This window comes from Arthrobacter sp. MMS24-T111, assembly GCF_054888995.1.
Genome location: NZ_JBTZRO010000001.1, coordinates 2,341,569 through 2,366,260 on the forward strand (window position 1 = coordinate 2,341,569; position 24,692 = coordinate 2,366,260).

At 60.5% G+C, this 24,692-nt stretch carries 22 protein-coding genes and 3 pseudogenes; 4 read left to right on the forward strand and 21 right to left on the reverse strand.

Going from position 1 to position 24,692, the window contains the following annotated elements; all coding sequences use genetic code 11:
* Positions 1-5: 5 nt before the first annotated feature.
* The 17 genes and pseudogenes from ACX5I6_RS11065 to ACX5I6_RS11145 form a co-directional block, all read right to left on the reverse strand.
* On the reverse strand, positions 6-938 hold the full coding sequence (locus tag ACX5I6_RS11065; protein WP_461840497.1) for a type II secretion system F family protein: 933 nt from the start codon (positions 936-938) through the stop codon (positions 6-8).
* Positions 935-2,436: pseudogene (locus ACX5I6_RS11070) on the reverse strand (CpaF family protein). The gene ACX5I6_RS11065 and the pseudogene ACX5I6_RS11070 overlap by 4 nt, the downstream one beginning before the upstream one ends.
* Positions 2,436-3,629: an AAA family ATPase gene (locus ACX5I6_RS11075; RefSeq protein ID WP_461840498.1), complete on the reverse strand. Its 1,194-nt coding sequence runs from the start codon at positions 3,627-3,629 to the stop codon at positions 2,436-2,438. The pseudogene ACX5I6_RS11070 and the gene ACX5I6_RS11075 overlap by 1 nt, the downstream one beginning before the upstream one ends.
* Entirely contained in the window at positions 3,626-4,375 is a 750-nt protein-coding gene (cpaB, locus tag ACX5I6_RS11080; RefSeq protein ID WP_461840499.1) for a Flp pilus assembly protein CpaB, read from the reverse strand. The genes ACX5I6_RS11075 and cpaB (ACX5I6_RS11080) overlap by 4 nt, the downstream gene beginning before the upstream one ends.
* A gap of 29 nt (positions 4,376-4,404) precedes the next feature.
* Positions 4,405-5,385, reverse strand: a complete 981-nt coding sequence (locus tag ACX5I6_RS11085; protein WP_461840500.1) for a pilus assembly protein TadG-related protein — start codon at positions 5,383-5,385, stop codon at positions 4,405-4,407.
* Positions 5,373-5,747: a TadE/TadG family type IV pilus assembly protein gene (locus tag ACX5I6_RS11090; RefSeq protein WP_461840501.1), complete on the reverse strand. Its 375-nt coding sequence runs from the start codon at positions 5,745-5,747 to the stop codon at positions 5,373-5,375. Before ACX5I6_RS11090 ends, ACX5I6_RS11085 begins: the two co-directional genes overlap by 13 nt.
* An 82-nt stretch (positions 5,748-5,829) precedes the next feature.
* Positions 5,830-6,036: a Flp family type IVb pilin gene (locus ACX5I6_RS11095; RefSeq protein WP_461840502.1), complete on the reverse strand. Its 207-nt coding sequence runs from the start codon at positions 6,034-6,036 to the stop codon at positions 5,830-5,832.
* Positions 6,037-6,520: 484 nt separating this feature from the next.
* Positions 6,521-7,395, reverse strand: a pseudogene (locus tag ACX5I6_RS11100) (type II secretion system F family protein).
* A 9-nt stretch (positions 7,396-7,404) separates the two neighbouring features.
* Positions 7,405-8,355 carry a type II secretion system F family protein gene (locus tag ACX5I6_RS11105; RefSeq protein WP_461840503.1) on the reverse strand — a complete coding sequence of 317 codons (951 nt, stop codon included), beginning with the start codon at positions 8,353-8,355 and terminating at the stop codon, positions 7,405-7,407.
* Between the two features lie 2 nt (positions 8,356-8,357).
* The gene (locus tag ACX5I6_RS11110) at positions 8,358-9,839 is read right to left on the reverse strand and encodes a CpaF family protein (RefSeq protein WP_461840504.1); all 1,482 of its coding nucleotides are present in this window, start codon (positions 9,837-9,839) and stop codon (positions 8,358-8,360) included.
* Positions 9,836-11,043: pseudogene (locus tag ACX5I6_RS11115) on the reverse strand (AAA family ATPase). The gene ACX5I6_RS11110 and the pseudogene ACX5I6_RS11115 overlap by 4 nt, the downstream one beginning before the upstream one ends.
* Positions 11,040-11,819: a Flp pilus assembly protein CpaB gene (gene cpaB / locus ACX5I6_RS11120; protein ID WP_240617676.1), complete on the reverse strand. Its 780-nt coding sequence runs from the start codon at positions 11,817-11,819 to the stop codon at positions 11,040-11,042. The pseudogene ACX5I6_RS11115 and the gene cpaB (ACX5I6_RS11120) overlap by 4 nt, the downstream one beginning before the upstream one ends.
* 22 nt (positions 11,820-11,841) lie before the next feature.
* Entirely contained in the window at positions 11,842-12,858 is a 1,017-nt protein-coding gene (locus ACX5I6_RS11125; protein WP_461840505.1) for a pilus assembly protein TadG-related protein, read from the reverse strand.
* Positions 12,846-13,292, reverse strand: coding sequence for a TadE family protein (locus tag ACX5I6_RS11130; RefSeq protein ID WP_461840506.1), 447 nt, complete (start codon positions 13,290-13,292; stop codon positions 12,846-12,848). The genes ACX5I6_RS11125 and ACX5I6_RS11130 overlap by 13 nt, the downstream gene beginning before the upstream one ends.
* A 17-nt stretch (positions 13,293-13,309) precedes the next feature.
* Positions 13,310-13,411: a Flp family type IVb pilin gene (locus tag ACX5I6_RS11135; protein WP_461840507.1), complete on the reverse strand. Its 102-nt coding sequence runs from the start codon at positions 13,409-13,411 to the stop codon at positions 13,310-13,312.
* 254 nt (positions 13,412-13,665) lie between these two features.
* Positions 13,666-13,866: a Flp family type IVb pilin gene (locus tag ACX5I6_RS11140; RefSeq protein ID WP_461840508.1), complete on the reverse strand. Its 201-nt coding sequence runs from the start codon at positions 13,864-13,866 to the stop codon at positions 13,666-13,668.
* Between the two features lie 278 nt (positions 13,867-14,144).
* Complete coding sequence (locus tag ACX5I6_RS11145; protein WP_461840509.1) at positions 14,145-14,810, reverse strand: prepilin peptidase; 666 nt, start codon at positions 14,808-14,810, stop codon at positions 14,145-14,147.
* Positions 14,811-15,103: 293 nt separating this feature from the next.
* Between ACX5I6_RS11145 and rplM the strand changes: the two genes are divergently transcribed.
* Both rplM and rpsI read left to right on the forward strand, forming a co-directional pair.
* Positions 15,104-15,547: a 50S ribosomal protein L13 gene (gene rplM, locus ACX5I6_RS11150; protein WP_015937805.1), complete on the forward strand. Its 444-nt coding sequence runs from the start codon at positions 15,104-15,106 to the stop codon at positions 15,545-15,547.
* A 38-nt stretch (positions 15,548-15,585) separates the two neighbouring features.
* Positions 15,586-16,089, forward strand: a complete 504-nt coding sequence (gene rpsI / locus ACX5I6_RS11155) for a 30S ribosomal protein S9 (protein WP_018760410.1) — start codon at positions 15,586-15,588, stop codon at positions 16,087-16,089.
* Between the two features lie 72 nt (positions 16,090-16,161).
* Here the strand turns inward: rpsI and ACX5I6_RS11160 are convergent, their stop codons facing one another.
* The 3 genes from ACX5I6_RS11160 to ACX5I6_RS11170 all read right to left on the reverse strand — a co-directional run bounded on the left by ACX5I6_RS11160 (position 16,162) and on the right by ACX5I6_RS11170 (position 21,171).
* Positions 16,162-17,871, reverse strand: coding sequence for an ArnT family glycosyltransferase (locus tag ACX5I6_RS11160; RefSeq protein ID WP_461840510.1), 1,710 nt, complete (start codon positions 17,869-17,871; stop codon positions 16,162-16,164).
* 181 nt (positions 17,872-18,052) lie between these two features.
* Positions 18,053-19,936, reverse strand: coding sequence for an ArnT family glycosyltransferase (locus ACX5I6_RS11165; RefSeq protein ID WP_461840511.1), 1,884 nt, complete (start codon positions 19,934-19,936; stop codon positions 18,053-18,055).
* Positions 19,933-21,171 (reverse strand): bifunctional glycosyltransferase family 2/GtrA family protein, encoded by a 1,239-nt coding sequence (locus tag ACX5I6_RS11170; RefSeq protein WP_461840512.1) that lies wholly within the window; start codon positions 21,169-21,171, stop codon positions 19,933-19,935. The genes ACX5I6_RS11165 and ACX5I6_RS11170 overlap by 4 nt, the downstream gene beginning before the upstream one ends.
* 158 nt (positions 21,172-21,329) lie before the next feature.
* On the opposite strand from ACX5I6_RS11170, the gene ACX5I6_RS11175 reads away from it, so the two are divergent.
* Entirely contained in the window at positions 21,330-22,466 is a 1,137-nt protein-coding gene (locus tag ACX5I6_RS11175; protein WP_461840513.1) for an acyltransferase family protein, read from the forward strand.
* 65 nt (positions 22,467-22,531) lie between these two features.
* Positions 22,532-23,893, forward strand: coding sequence for a phosphoglucosamine mutase (gene glmM, locus ACX5I6_RS11180; RefSeq protein ID WP_461840514.1), 1,362 nt, complete (start codon positions 22,532-22,534; stop codon positions 23,891-23,893).
* A 97-nt stretch (positions 23,894-23,990) separates the two neighbouring features.
* Here the strand turns inward: glmM and ACX5I6_RS11185 are convergent, their stop codons facing one another.
* Positions 23,991-24,653, reverse strand: coding sequence for a methyltransferase family protein (locus ACX5I6_RS11185; protein WP_461840515.1), 663 nt, complete (start codon positions 24,651-24,653; stop codon positions 23,991-23,993).
* Positions 24,654-24,692 lie beyond the last annotated feature (39 nt).

The following is a 24,692-nucleotide window of genomic DNA, read 5'->3' on the forward strand; positions in this document are numbered from 1 at the left end:
CTTCCTCAGAACTTCAGGTCGATAATCTTGCGCATCCACAGCGCGCCGATGGTCATCAGGACGAACGAGGCACCGATCATCACCCAGCCCAGGGGGTGGGTGAACATTGAATTCATGTAGTTGGGGCTGACGGCCAGCAGCATGGCCACGATGCCGAACGGCATGGCGATGAGGATGTAGGCCGAGAACTTGCCTTCGGCGGCCAATGCCTTGATGTGGCCCTTGATCTCCGCGCGCTCGCGGATGGTCTCGTTCACCTGGTCCAGCACTTCGGCCAGGTTGCCGCCCACCTCACGGTTGATCTGGATGGCTTGCGAGATCCACACAAAGTCCTCGTTCTTCATCCGTTCGGCGGTGTCGTTCAGTGCTGCCAAAAGGTCGCGGCCCAGGCTGGTCTCGGTGATCACGCGGCGCATCTCTTCCGAGGTGGGTTTTTGCGATTCCATGGCCGCGGCGTCGATGGCGCGCAGGATGCTGTGTCCGGCGCGCAGGCCGCCGGAGAGCAGTTGCAGGGTATCGCCGAGCTGACCGTCGAACGCAGCCCGGCGCTTGCCGGACAGGAACCCGAGGACAAGCTTGCCGGCGAACGGTGCCAGGAGCGCAAGGAGCAGCCCTGCCAGGGGTCCCACGGTGACAATGCCCACCAGCATTCCCACGCAGGCTCCGATCCCCACCAGCAGGAAGAATTCCGCCTGGCTCAGCCGCAGCCCCGCGTTCTCCAGTTCCGCCCGGGAGAAGAGATTCACGTTTCGGCCGGCGAGCAGCCGTTCGAAGGACTTGACCCCCGAGAGGGCCAGCCGCGTCAGGGAGGACGGCGGCTGGGGTTCAAAGGGACGACGGCGGTCCAGCGGCACCGAGGGGGCACCCGGCAGGAGGACTGCGACGCCGAGCAGGCAGATGGCCGCCAGCAGGATGACGGCTCCAATGCCGATGATCATGAGTGTTGCCCCTGCTTCGCGCCCGGTGACAGCGGACCGGCGAAAACTCCCGGCGAGACATGGATGCCAAGGTCCTCGAACCGGTCGATGAACCGGGGACGGATGCCGGTGGCTACGGGCTTGCCCATGAAGCGGCCCTGGGCGTCCACGCCTGCGGAGTAGTCGAAGACGAACGCGTCCTGGAGGGTGACGATGTCGCCTTCCATCCCCTGGACCTCGGTGACATGGGTAATGCGGCGGGACCCGTCGCGGAGCCTGGAGATCTGCACGATCAGGTTAACCGCGGAGGCGATCTGTTCACGGATGGCCCGCAGCGGAAGGTCCATGCCGGCCATCAGCACCAGGGTTTCGAGGCGGGCAACGGCGTCGCGGGGCGAGTTGGAGTGCACGGTGGACAGGGAGCCGTCGTGGCCGGTGTTCATTGCCTGCAGCATGTCCAGCGATTCGCCGCCACGGACCTCGCCCACCACGATCCGGTCCGGACGCATACGGAGGGAGTTGCGGAGCAGCTCACGGATGGTCACCTCGCCTTTGCCTTCGGTGTTGGGCGGCCGGCTTTCCAGCCGGACCACGTGGTCCTGCTGGATCTGCAGTTCCACGGCGTCCTCGATGGTGACGATCCGTTCATCGTGCGGCAGGAAGGAGGACAACACGTTCAAAAGGGTGGTTTTGCCCGTACCCGTGCCGCCCGAAACGATGATGTTGAGCTTGGCCTTGACGCAGGCGTTGAGCAGCTCCGCCATTTCCGGGGTGAGCGTGCCGAAGTCAATGAGGTTGCGGACGGTCAACGGGGTCTTGGAAAACTTTCGGATGGTCAGCGAGGAGCCGCCAACGGCCAGCGGGGGGATGACGGCGTTGACACGGGAGCCGTCTTCCAGGCGTGCGTCCACAAGGGGGAAGACTCGTCGATGCGGCGGCCCACCTTGGACACGATCCGTTCGATGACTTTGCGGAGGTGTTCCTCTGAGCTGAAGCGCGACTCGGTAAGTGTCAGCTTGCCCTTCCGCTCGACGTAGATCTGGTCCATCCGGTTGACCATGATTTCGGTGACGGCGGGGTCGTCCAGCAGGCGCTGCAGGGGACCGTAGCCCAGTACGTCGTCAGCCACGTCGCGGACCAGGCGGGCGCGTTCCTCCGCGCTGAGCGGCACCTGCTCTGCATCGATGATGCGGGTGAGCTCATCCTTGGCGGTGCTCCGCAGTTCCTGCTCGGTGACGGCGGCGTCGTTGAAGCGCGCTCCCATGCGCTCGAACAGTGCGGTGGCCGCCCTGTCCTTCATGGCTGCGAAGACGTCCACGCCAGGTGCCTTGGGCACAAAGGAGGTGCCGGCGTCGTGCGTTGAATGCACGACGCCGGCGTGGGCGGGAAGGCGCTTGTCCGTACCGTCGGCGGCGGCGGGGACAGGCGCGGGGGCCGGGTGTGGAGACTCAAGCAGCGCGGTGCCGGCCGGTGCCGGGGGACGGCCCTGGGCTGCGTTGATGCGTTCGGAGAGTTTCATCAGATAACCACCCTTCGGTGAAGCTTCCGCTGGGCCTGTGTGCGCCAGGCCGGGTTGAAGCGCTGGACCAGTTGGCGGAGGCTCTTGACGGCCGGGTCCTTCTTGGAGTCCTGGAGGACGGGGATGCCGCGGTTGGTGGACAATGCCACGGCCCGGGAGCGGGGGACGCTGACGTCCACGGGGGCGCCAATGGTGGATTCGACGTCGCGGACGTTCAGGCCTGCTTTGGCGTCGGCCATGTTCAGGACCACGTGGCGGGATTCGGGCATGATGTCCAGTTGGCGGAGGACTTCCAGGCCGGAACGGAGGCCGCGAAGGCTGGGGATGTCCATGGCACTGACCCAGACCACGTCAGTGCATTTTTCCATGGCGGCCAGCCCGATTTCCGGCATGCCGGGAGCGCTGTCCAGCACCACGTACTGGAACTCCTGGGCCAGCTGGTCCAGCAGGTGGCTGACCTGGTCCGGGGTGATGTGGTCCGCATCCACCGGGTTGGGTGGGGCGCACAGGGCGTAGATGCCGGCCGGGTGCACGGTGAGGAAGGCCTTGAGGACCAGGGAGTCCTGGGCGGCGGCCGGGGTGACGGCGTCCGTGACGGTGTGTTCGGGGTTGAGGTAGAGGCCGGAGGCGACGTCGCCGAACTGCAGGTCAAGGTCCACGATGACCACGCTCATGGGTGCCACCTGGCCCAGGCCGATGGCAATGTTGGTGGCCAGGGTGGTCTTGCCGACTCCGCCCTTGGGGGAGAAGACACCGATGACCAGGCCCTTGCCGTCTCCCGGCTGCTGCGCCTCGGGGCCGCGGTGCCGGGTGGCGAACGACTGGCAGGCGCGTTCCAGCAGTACCCGGATTTCGGCGGCGTCCGCCTGGGGGCTGAGGATGTCGCGGATACCGGCCCGCATGGCGTGCAGCAAGCCGGCGGGGTCAACGTCGCTGACCAGGACCAGGCTGAGGCCGGGCAGCTGGACGTCGAAGACCTTGGCGAACCGGAGCGCTTCCTCGTACGGGACATCCGGGCCGATGATGAGCACCTCGGGCTGCTCCTGGTTCAGGAGGGCGAACAGTTCCGCCGGGCCTGCGGGGAGGATGTCGCTCGAGATGGTCTGGATGGTGCCGCGCAGGCCGTTGGCGACGGCGGCGCGCAGTTTCTGGTCGAAGTCGCCGTTGGGGGAGAGGAGGACGAAGCGGCTCACTTGTACACCGTGTCCTTCCTGGCGATGAAGCCGCCGTTGTCCTGGGCGTCGAGGGGTTCCTTGGTGAGCCAGAGATCGCCGTTGTTTGAGGAATAGATGATCTTGGTGGCGTCGATATCGCTGACGGCAACGGTGACCATGAACGACCCCTGCGGGAGGGTGGTGTCCTGCGGGTTGGTGCCGTCTGTGGGCTTTGCGCTTGGTTGCGGGGCACGCTGGACGGCGGTGACCAGGATTTTTCGGAGGGTGAGCTGGGTGGTGGCCTCTCCGGGCTTCGTCTTGTCCGCTCCTGCGCCGAAGCTGAACCCGATCCCTATGTGATCGCCCGCTTCAATCCTGCCGCCCACCACCCGCTTGGCTTCCAGTTCAAAGGTGACTTCCTGCATGCCCGCGGGCACTTTGACGGACCCGCTGGACTTGGCGTCTTGTGGGTCCACGAGCCGCTCGGCGAGAAGCTGCTCGCCGGGGACGAGGTCCACGGCGGCCACCTTGCCGGCCGAATCGTCGAGGGACGTCAGTGCTGTTGGTGCGACACCTGCCGCCGGGACGTCCTGGATGACGAGCGAGGCTGCCATGGCGTTCACCTGGGTTCCGGCGGGGATGGCCTTTTCGACCACCAGCACCTTTTTGGGGCTGGTAGTGGCCATCGCCCGAGCGTCCGCGCCGTTCGCGTAGACGATGATGATGAGGGCTCCCACAAGCGCCAGGGCGACGGCGGCCGTTCCGGCGAGCATGTGAGACTTCACTTTGAACTCCGTGGTTTGGGTGGGGATTGTCAGAGGGTAAGTCGGGCAACGGATGCACCGAAATCCGGAGCGTTGCCGAGTTCAAAGCCTTGGGCGAGGGAAACGAATTTCACGAAATAGCCCCGTATCGTTTTGTTGGCCACCTTGGCACCTGCCGTCCAACCAATGCTTGCGAACTGGTAACCCGTCACGTGGAATGCCGCGAAGCCTTTGACGTAGTATTTACCGCTGGAGCCTGTTCCGGTAGCGACGTCATATAGCGGCAGCAAAACGGTTTGGTTGTTCATTTGATTGAAGTCCGACTGGCTACAGGAATACGGAACGCTTGCCCCAGTGTCGCTGGAAAACCAGATCCCGGAGTTGTTGGACGCCCCTGCAGTTGCAGTTATGGCACACTTCGCTGAAGTCGTTTGAATCCAGCCGAACCCCCCTGGGATGCCGCCGCATCCATTGACGGACTGCTCTAGAACCTGTTCGGTGCCCGCCGTCGAACCGGCGAGCATGTCCAACTTGCAGTAGGCGATTGCTAACGGCAGGATTACCGGTCCTCTGGATGGGGTTCCCCACGTGGCAGAAGAGGTTGCCATTATCTTCTCGCTGCCGATCCCCAGCGCGCGCGCGAAGTAGAGCGAGACCGAGTCCTGCGGTGCGCCGTCTTGTTTTGCCGACGTCATCACACTGACTGTTCGCGCGGTCTTGTCCAGCTGAATGGAATAGACGTTACTTTTCCCGTCCAGTGCATTCTGATTTGCCAGACTGGCGGCAAGTGTAGAAGAAGTTGAACATAGTGGATCCGTCAAATTGACGCCGCACTTCTGAGCTAGGGCCAGCGCAGATGCATCTGCACCACTTTGCAGCTGCGCCCGTTCAGAGTAGATCAGGCCCACGTCGACGGAGATAGCCACGAAGCCAAGAAGAGTAACCAGGAGGATGGCGACGATGACGCTGACGGCCCCGTCTTCGCCGCTCTGGGTTGTGGTGATCGGTCTGTCCGTCCCTAGCCGCCGCACAGCATGACTCCCTTGCCGGTCATAGGAAACGGCCCGGCGATTCCCGTGATGGTGGAGAGCGTGTACTGGACCGTGACTGTTACTTGAGTACCCGTGCTGCACGTGGTTGGGCTTACGGTAACGGCGGACGACGGAATGGTGGAGCTGACCGACGCGGCTGCGGTCTGAACGGCGCTCGCTGCTGCGGTCGGATTGTTGTTGATTGCCATAATGCGGACGCCATCGCGTGCTGCGTTCGTTAGGGTGATCTGGGTATTGTAGGCTCTGCCAAACTCGATTGTGCCCAGCACAAGCATCAAGAGGAGGGGCAGCAGAATCGCGAATTCAACGGCGGCTGCGCCGCGTTCCGGGTCGCGTTTCATCTGCTGAACCTCCTCTTGGATTGCTTGTTTCCGCCGGGCAGAGTGCCGCCGTTTGGCTTTGGGGTCCGGAACGGCGGCCGTGTTACGGGGTCGGGACAGTGGTGCTGGCCGGGTGGGCGATGTCACTCGTGACGTTGGTGAACATCGTCTGGAGCTGGCCGCCAAGGGTGCTGACGGCGACGATGATGACGACAGCGATGAGGGCGACCATGATGCCGTATTCGACGGCGGTGGCGCCCTTCTCTTCGCTGCGAAGACGAATCATGAGATTGGTGTAAAGAGAAAGCATTTTGACTCCTGAGCGAGACGGATTGGCTGGCCCTGCACCAGCACTGAAACGAAGTTAGCAACGCTTGATACGACATTGACGGGATCTTGCAACATCCTGTGCAAAGGCTTTACGGCCTGTACTTTTTCTGCGCTTTTGCTTGGTTCTTGCTGGGCTGACACTGCGCTTCCCAAACAAAGCAGGCACACAAAAAGGACCCCCTCGGTTCTGGGTGCCGAGGGGGTCCGGACTATGGGCGCAAGCTGCGCTTTTCGCGAGGGATCAGGGGATGCCGAGAGCTGAACTCAATGTCGACGCCAAGTTTTGGTAATGAAGATTGAGGGCTTGCCCGAAGGCTGCGATGCCGATGACCAAGGCCATGGCCAGGAATGCGATTAAGATGCCGTACTCCGTGGACGTTGCCCCGCGCTGGTCCCTGATTAGAACTCGTAGAGTTGTCGCCGGCCGCATCAGCAGGCTGTGAATTGATTTCAATGCAACCTCTCTAGTGGAAAACGGCCATGATCTGAAGGACCGCTGGTCCGAGCAAAATGATGAAGAGCGTCGGAAGGATGAAGAAGATCAGCGGGAAGAGCATCTTGACCGGCATCTTCATGGCGTGTTCTTCGGCCATCTGCCTGCGTTTGATGCGCATGTCTTTCGCCTGTGCCTTCAATACGCCGGCAATAGCTATGCCGTAGGTATCGGCCTGTACCACGGCCCGAACGAACGTCCGCACGGCGGGTACGTCAACTCGTTCCGAGAGAGCCAGGTACGCCTCCTTGCGGGAACGTCCTACCTGAATGTCTTGAAGAGTCCTGATTAGTTCATCCGCAAGAGGCCCCCTGCCATTCTCGCCGGCACGTCCCATGGCGGTTTCAAATCCGAGGCCCGCCTGAACCGAAATCAGCATCTGGTCCAAGGCATTCGGGAAGCCAACCTGATTGCTTCCCGGCGCTTTTGGGCAAAGTTCCGCAAGAGGATGTCGGGAAGGAAATAGGACAGTGCGACAATCACAAAGGCAATGAAGAACCTCCCCGCCGAAGGTGAGCCCATAAAGACCAGAAGGCCCATCAGTGCGCCGCCGAAAGCCAGCATTGGCTTGATCATGAGGATCCGGGAAAGCGGCCATTGTTTTGGTCGACCCGCGCCCGACAATTGTTTGTCAAGCCAGGCCTCGTAGCCGCGGGGTGTAATCCGCTTGGACAGGCTCGAGAATTGTTGGCTGATGTTGAGCGACTGCGATGCCTGTGCGGAACGGCCGCCCAGATTGGCCTTGATGCGCCGCAGGGCAGCCCGGTCGCCTGTGAAGGACAACCAAACCATGCCCGATATCGGCACGACAATGGCCAATATTGCTGCTAATGCGATGGGTTGCATGTCATCCCCCTAGTACTTCGGTTTGATGATGCGGCTGAGCCAGAGACCGCCGACGGACAAGAGGATGATCGCCGCGCCCAACATCGCGAATCCGATGAATGTCGTGGTGAAGACCCGCGAGTAGGTCGGGTTGAACAGCACCAGGCCGATGAACATCAGGATCGGCAGTGCCATGAGGACCAATGCCGAGATACGCCCTTCTGCGCTGAGCGCCCTGACCTGGCCTTTGACTTGGTTTCGGTCGCGGATGGTCTCACCCACGTGGTCCAGGACTTCCGCGAGGTCCCCACCAACTTCACGGTGGATCTCAATAGCTTGTGCTATCCAGTAAAAGTCCTCGCTTGCAGTCCTCCGAGAGACATCCGCCATCGATTCTCCCAAATCGCGGCCGATCCTGGTTTCGTTGACGATTCGGGTGAGCTCCGCCGCCATCGGTCCATCATTTTCCTGCGCTGCCGCGTCGATGGCCCTCAAGAGGCTGTGGCCCGCCCGGAGACCGCCGGAGAACATTTGCAGTGTGTCCGGGACCTGAGCGTCGAAGGCCTTCCTGCGCCGGGAGATGAGGAAGTTTAGGCCCAGATATAGGAGGAAAGGCGTGACAATGAGGGCCAGGATGCTCATGCCGAGGCCACCGAGGAGGAACGCTGCCACTGTTGCCACCAAAGTGACTGTTCCGGCGATCAGGAGGTAATCGCCCGGCTCCTTATTAAGGCCTGCCTGCTCCAACTTTTCGCGGTTGAAGATCGACGTGGGGCGCTTCTTCAGGCCGCGGTTCAGGGCGCCGACGGCTTGATTGGTCAGGCGTGTCAGGTTGGAGGATTGTTGCGCCATCTCCGGGCGTCGCCTGGAAAGGGGGACGCCGGGGCGTCCCTTCCAAACGAATACGAAAAGCAGGGCGAGCGATGTGTAGACCAGGAACAGGCCCGTCATGAAGAGGGCGACTGGCACGGACGGCGTCATGGCTATCTACCTCGGCCCGTTTCAGCACCAAAGATGTGCGGTGAAACGTGGATGCCAAGGTCGGCGAAGCGGTCTGTGAACCGAGGCCGAACGCCTGTTGGCACTGGCTTACCGAGGAACCTTCCGTTCGAGTCGACTCCCGCAGCAAAATCGAAGATAAACGCGTCCTGGAGGGTGACGATATCGCCCTCCATGCCCTGAACTTCGGTGATGTGTGTCACGCGCCGGGTGCCGTCTCTCAGCCTGGAGATGTGAACAATGAGATTCACCGCGGAGGCAACCTGCTCGCGTACTGCGCGGAGCGGGAGGTCCATCCCGGCCATCAATACCAGGGTCTCAAGGCGGGCTATGGCGTCGCGGGGGGAATTGGCGTGGACAGTGGAGAGGGAGCCGTCGTGGCCGGTGTTCATGGCCTGCAACATGTCAAGGCATTCGCCGCCGCGCACTTCGCCGACCACAATGCGATCGGGACGCATGCGGAGCGAATTTCGCACGAGGTCGCGAATGGCAATCTCGCCTTTTCCTTCAATGTTCGCCGGCCGGCTTTCCAGCCTCACCACATGATCCTGCTGAAGCTGGAGTTCCACCGCGTCCTCAATCGTGACGATGCGGTCCGATGCGGGAATGAAGGAAGACAACGCATTGAGAAGCGTCGTCTTGCCGGTGCCTGTACCGCCGGAAACGATGATGTTCATCCTGGCCAGGACGCACGCTTGAAGCAGTTCGGCCATCTCGGGGGAGAGGCTGCCGAAAGCAATGAGCTTTTGGACCGTCAGCGCGTCACCGCCGAACTTTCGGATAGTGAGCGCGGGGCCATTGACAGCAAGCGGCGGGATGATGGCGTTAACGCGCGATCCGTCCGCAAGACGCGCGTCCACGAGAGGGGAGGACTCGTCGATGCGGCGTCCAACCTTCGACACGATGCGCTCGATCACCCTCCTCAGTGCGTCGTCGGAGGCGAACTTGGTGTCCGTTAACGTCAACTTGCCAGCCCGTTCCACATATACCTGGTCGAAACGATTGACCATCACTTCCGTGACGGACGGATCGTCCAGGAATCGCTGGATCGGACCATGGCCGAGAACGTCATCGATAATTTCGCGGATAAGGCGTTGGCGCTCGGACGAAGTCAGCGGAACTTGTTCCTCGTCGACGACGACCTTCAACTCGTCCTTGACGAATTGGTGGAGCTCGCTCTCTTCGAGGGAGGAATCAGTGATACGGGCACCAAGTCGCTCGTAGAGGGCCGTGCTGGCGCGCTCTTTGAGTGCGCTCAACGCGCCACTCGCCGCAGCGGCTGTGGGGCTCAGCTCGATGACTTCGGCCGCTTGCGCTGTTTCGGCGGTCTTGACGTCGTGGATGCGGCCCAACGTGGCTGGTTCAGCAGCGTCCTTGGCCAACACGAACGGATCGTGCTTTTCTTCGACGACTGCCAAGCTCGGCTCGGTGCCGCGTGCCTTTTCAAGCCTGCGTGAGAGGTTCACTGGACTACCGCCCTTCTGTGCAACTTCTTGTGGGGTCTTGCTTCCCAATTGGGTTCGAACCGTTTCACCAGTTGCCGAAGACCCTTTTGCGCCGGATCCCGGCTGCCGTCCTGCAGGAGTGGGATCCCTTTATTGGTCGAGAACGGAAGGGTCCGCGAGCGGGGGAGCACCACATCCACCGGGGCCCCGATGGTGGCTTCAACATCCTGGAGCGTCAGCCCGGTGCGGCGGTCTGCCATGTTGAGGACTACGTGGCGGACTTCAGGCAGGAGGTTCAGCTCCGAGAGAATCTGGTTTCCGGAGCGAAGGCCCCTGATGCTCGGAACATCCATGCCGCAGATCCAAACGGCGTCCGAAGCCAATTCAAGAGTCGCCAGTACATGTTCGCCGAGCCCCGGCGCAGTATCCACGACGACGTACTGGAACTCCTGCCGCAGCTGGGTAAGCAGGTGGCTGACGTTTTCTCCCGTGATCCGGTCCATTTCTACCGGGTTCTTTGGGGCGCACAGGGCATAAATGCCGGCAGGGTGCACGGTCAAATACGTCTTGAGGACCATGGAGTCCTGGCTCGCGGCACCTACAACGGCGTCCGTGATGGTGTGGTCAGGATCCAGCATCAGCCCGCTGGCGACGTCTCCAAACTGCAGGTCCAGGTCCACGATGACCACTCCCATGGGGGCGATCTTTCCCAGGCCCACGGCCAGGTTCGTCGCCACCGTAGTCTTGCCTACCCCTCCCTTGGGGGAAATGACGGCGATGATTCGACCCCCCGCGGCGTGCTCATGATGCTCGGAGCTTGCTCTGGGGACAGGCCGCGCCGCCGTCCGGCTGAGGCAAGGCTTGCCCGCTCGACGATGATACGGATGTGGTCCACTTCTGCGGCCGGATCCAAGAGATCCCGGATGCCGGCCCGCATGGCTTGGATGGCCACTTCGGAGGATTCGTCGGTCACCAGGATCATGCTGATCTCCGGATACTGCAGATCCATGACCGCGGCGAACTTCAATGTCTCGTCGGACGGGAGCCCGGGCCCGAGGATGAAAACTTCCGGAGGTTCGCCGAGGAGCTGCGTCAGGACTTCCTCGGGACCCTGGGGAAGGTAGTCAGCCTGGAAGTATTGAAGGGTCCCCGGCATGGCCGCCGTGGCCAGACGAACTTTGCGCTCGAACTCCGTGTTTGGAGTGATCAGGACAAAGCGGCTCATCGGAATACCTTCGTCTTGTCCACGACACCAGTGGTGCCTTCTGTAGCCCCGGTGGGCTCTTTAGACATGTAGATCTTGCCGAATTCCGCTGCGTAAACCAGGCGTTCGGCGTCAACCGAGTTCCGGGCGACTGTGATCAGGTAGTTCCCGTCGCTCTGTGCATTGCTGCCGGAGCTGAGGGATCCATCCGATTTTTGCGTCGAATCCTGCTGGGCCGGGCTGCCGTTGCTCAACTGGGTGGCGGTGACGAGTACTTTGTGGAAGGTCAGCTGGGTGCCGGCGGACTGCGTAGCCGTCTGCCCTGCCCCGTTGGTGGATGATTCGGTGAGGGAGATAAAGATGCCCACCGTGTCGCCGGCGGAGATCTTTCCGCCAACTACGCGTTCGATGGGGAGCTTGAGGGAGATCTCCTGCATTCCATCGGGAACGGCGACTCGTGACGGTCCAAGGAATGATTCCTTCTCCACCAGTCGGCTCGACAGCAGTTGCTCGCCGGGAACCAGGGCAACGGCTGTGACCTTCGAGCCCAGGGAGTTCAGGTCGGTCACGCTGTCAGCGGTGAGCGCTGACTTGGGGAGCGGCTTCTTGGCCACCGACCCTCCCAAATCGCTGACTGCTGTTCCTGCAGGAACGGCGGACTGAACCACGAACACTTCCGATGTTTCGGTTCCGGCCATGGCACGGGCATCCGCGCTCTGTACGTATGTAATAAGAAGGACGGTGCCGGTTATCGCGATGACTAGCGCGGCGATGCCTCCCAGTAGGCGTGCTTTCACTTGCTTCCCCTTACTTGTTGCTTTACTTGATCAGACCGATTTTGATGACGGTGCCATTCGGTGTGGTGGAATCCCCGGTGAAGAGGCTGGGGTCCGCGGAGTATCCGACGAACGTTCCGTAAAGACCCTTTTGGCTCCCGGTGAAAACATTGGTTGGGTCATATTTGGCCTGACCAGTAAAGTTCCATGCCTGAAGCTTGAAGCCTGCCCACTTTTCGATGTAGTACTGGACGCTGGATCCACTGCATGAGCCGAATTGGGCTGCGGGCATTCCTGCACATGTGTACTTGTAGACCGGAAGCGCCACGGTGGAATTGGCGAGGGACGGGTTAATGGTCGGATTGAAGAGGTCGATACATCCGTTTGGAACTGCGGCTCCGGCGCTCGTCATGCTCCACTGCCCAACTTCTGCGGTGACTTTGCAGCCCGTGCTGCCGTCGGGATTCAGCCAGGCGAACCCACCCGGAATGATTTGATTCGACGGGTTAAGTCCATTGCAATCTTGTGCGCCTGCACCCCCACCTTGGGTGAGGATTTTGTGTGGCTGTCCGTCATCTGCGAATTCGCAGGTGGCAAAGGTCAACGGGAGGACGGAAATACCCTTGGTGACGTACGTCCATTTCGCTGTTGCTGTAGCGCCTACGGTCACCGGTGGAGCGTTGAGGGCGCTGGCAAACATCTTGGTCAGGAAGCCGGCGTTTGTGGTGCCATCTTTTGTAGAGGTAGTCACGGAGACCTGGCCCGCGACTGAAAGATCAACTGACTGAACTGTCGACTGCGAGTCCAGGGAATTGCCGTTCGCAAGGGACGAGGCAAGGGCAACAGCGCTGGCTTGGGAGCAGCCTGAGGCTGCGCAAAGGTCCACCGCAGCCAGGGCCCCGGCATCTGCGGCATTCTGCAGCTGTGCCCGCTCCGCGTATATCTGGCCTGTGTCCACCGCGAGGGCGCCAGCACCTAAAAGAACCACCATCATCACAGCCACCAGGACACCAGCAGCACCCTGCTCGGCGGCTTCACGATTCTGATTTATCCGCCGCATCGCATGGCTCCTACTCCGGTCAATCCGACTGACGATCCGAACAGGCCTGTCATCGTTGGCGCGCTGTAGGTAATCGTTACCTTCATCGTGGTGTCCGGTGTGCATGCCGTCGGGGAGAACGTGTAGCTGAACGGGCCGGTGAGACCCGGCGCACCCGCGACGGCCGCGGCTTTTGCATCGGTCTGACTGTTTTTGACGGCCATGGTCCGAGCGGCCTCCCTGGCGGCCTGGGTCACGGAAATTTGGGCGTTGTAGGCGTTCGCGAACTCGACTATTCCTACGACTACGGACAGAAGAATGGGAGCTACAAGTGCAAACTCCACAGCTACTGCGCCGCGGCTCTTGTGTTCCGTGTTTGCTTTGCGGATCTTTTTCAACGGATCCCCCGAGGTTGATTTGCGTTTTTCGGTTGTGCCGCGGTTGGCGCGCGGCACAACCGAAAGTGGGTTGGCTACCAGGTGCCGACTTTTGAGCCGAGGCTGGAGAACCAGTCGTTCAGCGCCGTGCCGAAGGCAGTGACGCCGATGATGATGAGGAGTGCGATGAAGGCCACGAGGAGCGAGTACTCCGTCGCGGTTGCCCCCTTTCGGAGGAGATGCGCTCCTTGCAGCCCGCCACGAAGGCGAGCAAGGAGACCATGATTGAAGTCATTTCTGTCCCTAATGTCTTGTTTTGGCACGGTCGCTGATGCGCCGGCTGGTCGCCCCAGGCGATCCCTGACTGGCAGCTTTGAAAGGTTCATCGCTGCCACGAAGTGCGCCGCGCCTGCTGGACGGCAAGGACGCGGCGCACTCGGGAGGCCGTCACCTACCAGGTACCGACCTTCGCTCCAAGGGTCGAGAACCAGTTGTTCAGCGCTGTGCCAAAGGCGGTGACCCCGATAATGATGAGCAGGGCGATGAAGGCAACAAGCAACGAGTACTCTGTTGCCGTTGCGCCCTTTTCGGAAGAGAAGCGATCCTTGACGCCGGCGACGAAAGCCATCATCGAGACCATGAGAGAAGTCATTGTATTTTCCTTAATTCGGTGAAATTGAATTGATTTTTATTTCAACGAATTTCCAGCTGCCCCCATAAATCCTTAGCGGCTGGACTTCGCTAAGAAGAGATTGTCATTTACGCCGATGGGCAACAATGCGTAGTGGTACTCGACTTTTAGGCGGCGCGCTGAAAGGACGTACTCGAATACTCGGAAAGGTACCTAGGGCGCGATCAGCCCGCTCCAGCGACTACTTGGATGGGCGCGCTTCAACCCGAGCGCAAGGAGTCTCTCGGCTGCAGTTCGCGCTACTGGATGAGCAGTGCAGTGAGGGCCAAAGCGCCAAGCATGGCGGGGCCGTGTGGCACTTCCTTGGCCATATTCCGGCGTTTTCCACCGAGGAGCACTGCTGTTGTGATTCCGTTCACGATGAAGCCCAAAAGGCTGCCGTAGAGCAGCTGGCTCCAACCTAGGTACCCCAGGTAAAGGCCGACGGGCGCGGCCAGCTTCACATCGCCCATTCCGATGCCGCCAGGCGAAATCAATGCCAAAATAAGGTAGGCGGCGAACAAAATGACCGCGCCAACGAGAGCCCTGATGAAATCGTCAGCCTGCTGACTAAATATCAGCGGAGCTGCCAACAGGACAATGCCCGCGACTAAAAGTAAAAATACGAGCTGGTTGGGCAATAAATGCAGGGCGATGTCCACCCTTGAAAGTTGAACACCTATCACTGCCAAGAGGATTAGGGCCGGCAGGCCTGGCGTATTGCCAAAACGCAAGACGAAGGCGACGCACGCGGCACCGGTGACGGCCGCCGTCGTCATCCGAACCCGCGGCGCCGGCAGCGCATCCAGCCGCGGCAGCAGGCGGGCGATCAGGATCTCAGCCGTGGGGGAGAGGAAACACCCCAACAGGCCTATGGCAACGACAAGGAGCCAAGCGGCCAAGCCTCCGCCCCCTGCTGATGCCACTGCGCCCCCTGCGTCGATGGGGTTGGCTCATGACGAGCCAACCGCCGCTACCCCATTTTGACCCTGAACCACCTGACGCGCTAATCTAGGTAGTCGTTGTGCGTGTCCTATTCCGATGGTGCGTGCCCGCTTGAGAATCCGGTTGCAGGATAACTACTCAACGTGCACATTCGGAACCTCAGGATGACTGGTTACATGGAGCCCTCACCTCTGTTCCGGTAGCGCGCAGACAGTAGGTGCGCGAGCTAGCGACACCTAAACAAGAACGCCAGAACAAGAACGAGGCAAACACCGTGCGTACGTACACCCCGAAGCCCGGCGATATCAACCGCCAGTGGCACGTCATTGACGCCACCGACGTTGTCCTTGGTCGTCTTGCAAGCCAGACCGCAATCCTGCTGCGCGGCAAGCACAAGGCCACTTTCGCGTCCCACATGGACATGGGCGACTTCGTCATCATCATCAACGCTGAAAAGGTTGCCCTCACCGGCGCCAAGCTGGAGCAGAAGCGCGCATACCGCCACTCCGGCTACCCGGGCGGCCTGACCTCCGTCAACTACGCGGAACTGCTGGAATCCAACCCGGTCCGCGCCGTAGAGAAGGCCATCAAGGGCATGCTCCCCAAGAACTCCCTCGCTGCGCAGCAGCTGGGCAAGCTGAAGGTGTACCGCGGTGCTGAGCACCCGCACGCCGCCCAGCAGCCCAAGACTTTCGAAATCACCCAGGTCGCCCAGTAGTCCTGGCCACCAAACAACTTATCTATACAAGGAGAATCGTGGCTCAGAACGAAGAGACCACCGAGGCCGTCGAGGCCGAGGAAAACCTGACCAGCTACACCTCTGAGAGCTCAGCTTCCGAAGCTGCTCCCAAGAAGGAACGCCCGGCCCTGACCGTTGCCGGCGCAGCTGTTGGCCGCCGCAAGGAAGCCGTTGCACGCGTTCGCGTTGTGCCCGGCTCCGGCAAGTGGACCATCAACGGCCGCGAGCTGGCGAACTACTTCCCCAACAAGCTGCACCAGCAGGACGTCAACGAGCCTTTCAAGATCCTTGATCTGGAAGGCGCCTACGACGTCATCGCCCGTATCCACGGTGGCGGCATCTCCGGCCAGGCAGGCGCCCTGCGCCTCGGCATCGCCCGTTCGCTGAACGAGATCGACGTCGAAAACAACCGCCCGACCCTGAAGAAGGCCGGTTACCTGTCCCGCGACGCCCGTGTCATCGAGCGCAAGAAGGCCGGTCTCAAGAAGGCACGCAAGGCCCAGCAGTACTCCAAGCGCTAAACCCGCTTGCACAGAAGCCCGTCCCGCCTTTTGGCGGGGCGGGCTTTTCTGCTGCCCTGAACAGGGAATTCTTCAGTGCAATTTTCTCTGAAGATCAAAAACGACCGATCCGTCGACTATCTCTGATGTGAAGTTATCTTTTACCCATTGGGATATTTGCGTTAACGTAGTCGCCCTTTCGGGTACCTCCAAGTGACTCTGTTGCCAGACTAGGTAACAAATCTGACCGGCGTCGACCTCCGCCTGGAATTGCTCGAGGGTTGGGTTCGGATCCACGCCCATAAATCCGGATAGAGACATAACTGGCCTTCCCACCGCAAGCTGATACTGCGCTGCCGTTTGTCCGGGATAGGTAGCTGCGGCCCACTGGCATGATAGGGGCTGTTGCAGTCGGGCCACCAGTTGAGGGCCGGGTTCTAATCCGTAGCCCAGTTCCTTGGCCCACAGCGGATCACCCCGGGAAGCGCCGGCCAGAAACTGGCTCAGGGAGATCTTGCTCTTCGTCACAGTGCCGGACAGCAGATTGGAGCCATTGTGCGGGGACAGGACGTTGTAGCAGGACACAACAACGGGCGGTGTGAGGAGCGCAAGGATCAGCAGGCTGCCGGCAATTAAGTCCAGTATGGCAAGTGGTGGTTTGATAGCCAGCAGGGCTGATCCGAGACACCCCGCCACTAATATCGACGGAGCAAGGAAATCCGGCCATCCCGTGCCGAGACTGAGGATTGCGGAAGTGAAGCCGGTTCCCACCAGGCCGATGGCACTTGTGATTATCCGGGTGCTGATCCTGTGCCGATCCTCCATGAGCAGCGTTAAGGCCAAACCGATGACGAGGGCCAACGGCGGCGCCAAGGTTGCTGCATAGTAGGTGTGTATTCCGTTGCCCATGAAGCTGAGCAGCAAGTAGACCGTCACAAACCAGCCCACGGCGATTATCGTGGTGGCCGTGCGGCCGCGACTAATCGTGGCCGCACGCCACTTGAACACGATTACGATGCAGGCAAGAAGGGCAACGATCAGCAACCAAGAAGCTTCTTGGGAAAAATTAGCATTGAATAGCCGGAAAAATCCGGTGTCACTTTCTTTGGAGCGGAATTCTGCTGGCAGTAGTTGGATAGTTGGATCTTCTTCCTTGCTGATGATCCGGTCTATACCGTTGTAGCCCAACGTCAATTGAAGAATGCTGTTACTTGGGGAGCCGCCGATAAAGGGGCGTCCAGACGCTGGGATAAGCTCCACAATCAACATCCAGGCCGAGCCTGAGATAATCATCACGCCAAAGCCAAGTAGTCCAACTCTCAGTCGTCGCCAGAGTGATGATTTGTAAGAAATCGCAATGGCCGCGGTGATCGCCGGAACGCAAAGTAGAGCCTGCAGCTGTTTGGTCATAAAGGCTAGGCCGAGGGCAAGCCCCGCCCAATAGACGAGCCGCGCACTGGTTTTCTCCACGGCCCGCACCACGAGGTATGCGGCCCAGACCATGAACAAGAGCATTAGCGGATCAGGGTTGTTGTAACGCGAGAGCAATGTGATTATTGGCGTGGTGAAGAAGACCACGGCGGCTGTAAGTGCCCCCACGGCGGAGCAGTTGCTACGAAGCAGGCGATAGACCAGAAGTGTAGTCGTTACACCCATGGCTGCCTGTGGCGCCATAATGCTTTCCGGTGACAGTCCGAGCAGTCGAACGGAGATTCCCATGATCCACAGGCTCAGGGGAGGCTTATCCACAGTGATGGAGTTACCCCAGTCGAGCGATCCGAAAAAGAACGACTTCCAGTCCATTGAGCCCGCCTGGACAGCTGCGCTGTAATAAGCATTAGCCCATCCGTTGATCCCAAGATTCCAAAAATAGAGAATCGCGTTTAGGACTAAAATCAGAAGTAACGCAGGCCGCTCCCACACTGGATCTTGGGCACGCCCCCGAACCAAACTGCGAAGAAATTGTGTGCCCACACTCTTATAGTCAGCGAAGGTCGTAGATAGTGACGCCGTCAACGTTCTCCCCCTTGAAGTTCGACTGAACCCACTCCGTGATCAATGCGGCGTCCCGGCCGAGAGGGATACCGTCAACGATCGCTTGCTGCCAGATGAAATAGGCGATGCGCTTACTCGACACCATGGACTTGAACTGGTCAAGAGTCGGGGCAGGGTCGGTGCCCAGCCAACCTCCAAGCGCGATTACAGGGCGCTGCGAAGACAACTGATATTGCGCTGCGTTCTGGGCCGTGTAGGTGGCTGCGGCCCATTCGGACTCCTTGACGTTCCGCAGCAGCGCAGTCACTTCCGGTGATGGTTCTGCACCAAACCCAAGTTGGCGGGCAAGAGGCGGATCGCCACGGCGCGCGGCGTCAAGGTGTGCTGAGAGGGTTCCCGGATTGTTGCTCACAGGCCCGGACAAGGGATTTGTCCCAAAATGGGGCGTGGAAAGCGTGATCGTATCCGTTGCCAGCGGACCCCAAATCAACACGAGTCCGACGAGCACCAGCGTGAGCCGGACCTGAAACCTCGATGCAGCCAACAGCCAGCCTGCCGCTGCCAAGAGCGTTAGCGCGATGGCGCTGAGTGGCCAGCTGCCCCAACCGTTACCGTATTCAAAAATCCGGGTCGCCACGTAGCCTGTTCCCAACAACAAGACAACGCCCATCGCTCGAGGGATCAACCGCCCACGGAGTGCCCACAACAGGGCGACGCCCATCGGGATGACCAGCGCTATCGGGGCGGCCAAGGAAAATACGTAGTACGTATGTGTCATGGTGCCCATGAAGCTCAACACGATATAGGTGGTTGCCAGCCAGGTGACGGAGATCGTCATGAGACCGGTCTTTGACTTCGAAACGTGGCCGGACTGTCGCCACAACATCACCAAGGCGAGCGTGCACGTCAGCGCTGTAAACAGCAGCCATGCGCCCTCCGGAGCGAAGTTTGCATTGAACAGCCGGCTGAGTCCGCCGTCGTAGGAACTTGCTGGGAGGTCTTCAGAGGTCGGTGCGGCGCCCGTTGCAGGATTGGTGCTAAATCGCAGGAACCTGGCCAGTCCGTTGTAGTCGATAGTGAGTTCGAGCATGCTGTTCGTAGCAGAACCCCCGATGTACGGCCTGTTTCCCGCAGGGATGAGGTCGACCACGATGAGCCACCAGCCGCCGCTGACGATGAGAGCGCCGAGCGAACCCAGGAGCCGCCATATCCTTGATCCGATTGTTCCCGCGCCGCAGAGGACAATCGCCAGGACAAAGGCGGGAACTGGCAGGAAGGCCTGGAACTGCTTTGCCATAAATCCAAGCCCCAGAGCCGTTCCTGACAGGAGAAACCATGACCAGCGGTTGCTTTCAATGGCGCGGACGACGAAGTACGTTGCGGCGACCGTCAGCAGGCCCATGAGGGGTTCCGGGTTGTTGAACCGGGACATGAGGACAACTACCGGCGTGGTCGCATAGATGAGGCCGCCCAGCAGCGCCGGCGCGGCCGCATGGTTTCGGCGGATGATCTTGTAGATAAGCCAGGTGGTGGTTACTCCCATCAGGGCTTGCGGCACAAGAAGGGACCAGGAATTGAGGCCGAAAAGACGGACCGACAACGCCATGATCCAAATGCTCAGAGGCGGCTTGTCGACGGTGATGAGGTTCCCCGCGTCGAGGGAACCGAAGAAGAAGGCCCTCCAGTCTTGGGACCCCGCCAGCGCGGCTGCGGAATAGTAAGGATTGGCCCATCCATTGCGGTCCAGGGCCCAGAGGAACGACACGGCGGTTGCAGCCAACAGCCCGACCAAGGCCATGTGTTCCCACCTGGCGTGATTCCGGGCAATCGGGCCGGCGGGGGCAAAAACCTTGTTCGCCTCGCTGATGCTCAACGGACTGTCTGTCCAACAGGCCGGAAAGCGAGAAGGGCCGAACGCCCGTCACTGCGGCGAACCCTGAACACCCAAAGGCGAAGAAGCACGAACCGCAGCAATGTGGCGAAGACGTTGGCGCCGGTCAGGACCAAGAGTTCGGTGCTTGGGGCTGGGTCCAAATTCACCGCGTGCAGGACCAGCAGCGCCGAGGACGTTATAGCCCATGCCAGAAGGAAGACGACGAGGCCCTGGAATTGTTGGGTAAACAGCTTCGCTGGACCGCTAATGCCGAAGGTGAAGCGCCTGTTCGCGGCAGTGTTGCCAACGGCCGTCAGCAGCAGGGCAAGGAAATTAGCCTGCTGTGCACCAAAGGGTCCTTGGAGAACCAAATACAACAATGCGAAGGCGAGGGTTGAAATAACGCCAACGAGCCCGAACCTGACCACCTGGCCGAAAAAGCTGGGTCGGCCCGGTGGGACTATCGGCCCGCGGCCGAGTTCGGCATAGATTGCCTGGACGGGAATCGAACCTCTCACCAAGGAACCAGCGACGCGAACCATCCCACGAAGATCGTCCACGGCTGTTTGTTTGATGTTGACCCGGCTATCGGGGTCATCAATCCAGTCGACCGGGATTTCGTGGATCCGCAGCCCCGAGCGTTCAGCGATGATCAACAACTCGGTATCGAAGAACCAGCCGTTGTCTTCGACGTGCGGGAGCAATCGCTTGGCGACATCGGCCCGTATTGCCTTGAATCCGCACTGCGCATCGGAGAACCGGACCTGCATCGTGCGGCGGAGCAGGAAATTATAGGAGCGGGAGATAAATTCCCGCTTAGGGCCGCGACTGACGCGTGAGCTCTGGCCCAGTCTTGTGCCGATGGAAATGTCCGAATGCCCGGACAGGAGTGGTGCGACAAGCGGCGGGAGGGCGGCAAGATCCGTGGATAGGTCCACGTCCAAGTAGGCCAAGACCTTTGCCTCCGAAGCGCTCCAAGCATCGCGAAGCGCGAACCCGCGCCCTTTGACCTCAAGGCGCCGATACTCGACATTGGGCAGTTGTTCGCTGAGCCGGGCAGCAATCGCCGGAGTCCTGTCGGTGCTCGCATTGTCGGCAATGGTTATCTTCCATGTCGACGGCATTTCCTGTGAGAGATATTCGGAGAGTCTTGAGATGCTGTGTTCGAGTACGGCTTCCTCATTGAAAACCGGTACTACAATTTCGAGCGCCAAGCCCCCATAGCTAGGTGTCATGCATCAGAGATTAGGGCTGGCCTGTGCCGGCCGCGAGGGCTTTTGGTAAAGACACGTACACGACAGAAGAATCAAGTAGTGCACCTGGCCGGCTTCGCTCTGAAGCAGGTAGTTACTACTGGGGACCGCCCACCGCCGAATCATTACTGTCAGTGCGCATGGGGGATGAGACAGCAAACCGGGGGTCATCCCGATACGGCGCACTTGACGGGCTTAGAGGACTGGCCGCCGCAGTCGTGGTGATTCACCATTGCTTCCTGGTCTCCCCGAGCTTGGCCCTTGCCGTTACCGGTGTTGACACTGGCAACGCTGAACCGTGGGTATGGTGGAGCACCTTCACGCCTGCGCACTTGCTATGGGCGGGCACCGAGGCGGTTTACGTCTTTTTTATTCTTTCCGGATTTGTTCTCACGCTTCCCTTCCTGGGAGTTTCTCGGCCAACCTGGCGGGCGTACTATGCAAAGCGATTTGTCCGGATTTACCTTCCAGTCTGGGCGTCCTTGGCCGTTGCGTTGCTCTTGGCGTGGATCGTCCCGCGCACGGGGAGCCCGGACCTTAGTCTGTGGCTGCTCAATCATGATGAGTCTCCGAATGTGTTTGCTGACGGGGTCCTCATTGGTGGTGCAGACTCTATCAATTCGCCACTCTGGTCACTGCAATGGGAAATGTTGTTCTCCTTAACGCTCCCTCTTTATGTGGTTTTGGCGCTGCGGATTAGAAAGGCTTGGCTGCCGTGCCTTCTAACGCTTTTTTCGTTGATCGCTGTCGGAACGGTCACCTATCTCCCGGCAATCGTTTACATGTCCATGTTCGGCATCGGTGTACTCATGGCAGTGCGGAGGAACTCGCTGGAACAATTCGGACGCACTCTCAGTCGAGTCAAATGGATTGGTCTCATTGCGTCGTCATTGCTGCTGCTGGCGTCGCGGTGGCTGTTCCCGCAACTTCCCACGGTGATATGCATGGCGTGCATCGGTGGTTCGCTATTGGTGTTCGCTTTCATTGCCTGCCCGCCCGTAGCCGGTGCAGCCAACCATCGAATCCTGCAATGGCTTGGCACCCGATCCTTCAGCCTGTACCTGGTGCACGAGCCGATCGTGGTATCGATTGGTTTCATGTCCCATATTTCGAACCCGTTGCTCCTCACCGCCTTGGCCGTACTGCCCTCGTTGGCTGCGACCGAATTATTCTTTCGGTTTGCCGAACGGCCAAGCCACCTGCTTGCTGGACACATCGGCCGTCTTGTGGGCAGCAAGGTTCGCCGATCACCGCAGCTTCTTACGGCCCGGCCATAGTCAGATCGCCGCCCCTGAAGGAACCGCCCCCCGAAGCCCAACGCCCCATCCTCTACACTTGACCGGTGTCTAGATTATTTGGAACTGATGGTGTCCGGGGGTTGGCCAACGGCCTGCTGACAGCTGAGCTGGCCCTGCAGCTGGCCCAGGCGGCCGCCGTCGTGCTTGGCCATGACCGCAACTCCAACGGCTCCCGCCCGCGCGCGGTGCTGGCACGCGACCCGCGCGCCAGCGGCGAATTCATCGCTGCCGCAGTGGAGGCTGGCCTCGCCAGCTCGGGTATCGACGTCTATGACGCGGGTGTCCTGCCCACCCCGGCGGCGGCCTATCTCGTGGCGGACCTGGACGCGGACTTCGGAGTCATGATTTCCGCGTCCCACAACCCTGCGCCGGACAACGGCATCAAGTTCCTCGCCCGCGGCGGCAAGAAGCTGCCGGACGAGGTCGAGGACGCCATTGAAGCCCAGCTGAGCAAGGAAGCCGTCCGCCCCACCGGATCCGACGTGGGACGCATCCAGCGCTTTTCCGACGCCGAGGACCGCTACATTGTCCATCTCCTGCGCACGCTGCCGCACCGCCTCGACGGCCTCACGGTTGTCCTCGACTGCGCCAACGGCGCCGCCAGCGGCTGCTCACCACAGCTCTTCAAGGACGCCGGCGCCCGCCTCATCGTCATCGGCGCCGATCCCGACGGCCTGAATATCAACGACGGCGTCGGCTCCACCCACCTGGGCCCCCTCAAGGAAGCCGTGGTCAAGCACGGCGCGGACCTGGGGATCGCCCACGACGGTGACGCCGACCGCTGCCTGGCTGTTGACCACGAAGGCAATGAGGTTGACGGCGACCAGATCATGGCCATCCTCGCAGTGGCCCTCAAGAAGTCCGGGAAGCTCAAGGACAACGTCCTGGTGGCCACCGTGATGAGCAACCTGGGACTCAAGATCGCCCTCCGCGACGCCGGCATCACCATCATGGAAACGGCAGTGGGGGACCGCTACGTCCTCGAAGGCATGCGCGACGGCGGGTACAACCTCGGCGGCGAACAATCCGGCCACGTGATCTTCTCCGACTACGCCACCACCGGCGATGGACTCCTCACCGGTCTGCAGTTGGCCGCACAGGTGGCCCTCACGGGAAAGCCGCTCAAGGAACTGGCCACCGTGATGACCAAGCTCCCGCAGGTCCTCATCAACGTCAAAGGCGTGGACCGGAGCAAAGTGGGCAGCAATGACGTGCTGGCCCAGGCCGTGGGGGCAGCGGAGGCAGTGCTGGGTGACACCGGCCGTGTCCTCCTCCGGCCCTCCGGAACTGAGCCTGTGGTCCGGGTGATGGTGGAAGCCGCCGACGAGGAAACCGCCCAATCAATCGCCGAGCACCTGGCACAGGTGGTCCGGACAGAGCTCGCACTGGAGCTGACCTCAAGCTAGAAGTGAAAAGAAATGTGGCCCGCCACCTGCAAAGGAAGCGGGCCACATTCGGCTGGATGGACCTACAACGCGAGGTCCCTAGGACCAGCCGCATGTGTCAGAAGAGGCCGGGAACGAAGCGCTTACTTCGCAGCTTGTATGCTGCATATTCGGGCAAGTTCTCCTCCAGAAGCAGTTCCTCCTGTATCGCCCGGTAGGCCTGAATTGCCGCAAGTGTCAAAAGGATCGCCGTTTTCAACAACGTAGGACTGAAACACACTGCGCCGATCAGAGTCACCATCTCTCCGACATAAAGTGGGTTGCGGATCAGCCGATAGGGGCCGTGCTGTACGAGCGTTCGCACCTGCGGTTCCACGCCAAAGCTCCTACCGAGCGTGACCAGGGACCAAACGGTGAAGGCCATTCCCAGAACCATGAGCCCCACCGCAAACGAAGCGAATCCCTGAGGTACTTCCGAGTCACCAGCGAATACGAACAGGAAAGACAGGAAGCTCCCGACATAGGCAGCGACCGTGGGCATAATCCGTCCGCTCCGGGCAATTGCAGGCTTCCTGGTGAGAAGGAAAAAGACCAGCAGGATATAAAAAACGGTTAGCAGCACCTGGTAGGTAAGGTGCAACACGGTGTCAAGGACAGAAGCCGAAGCACCATTCGCGCCCGTGATTATGGCGGAGATCGACCATAACAACAACAGCGTCATGACCGGAACCATGATCACCCGTTCAACGTCAATAGAGCTTAGCTGCTGGCGAAGATTCATCGAAATGCCTTCCAAAGAGTTGCACCGGGCCAACGCTCC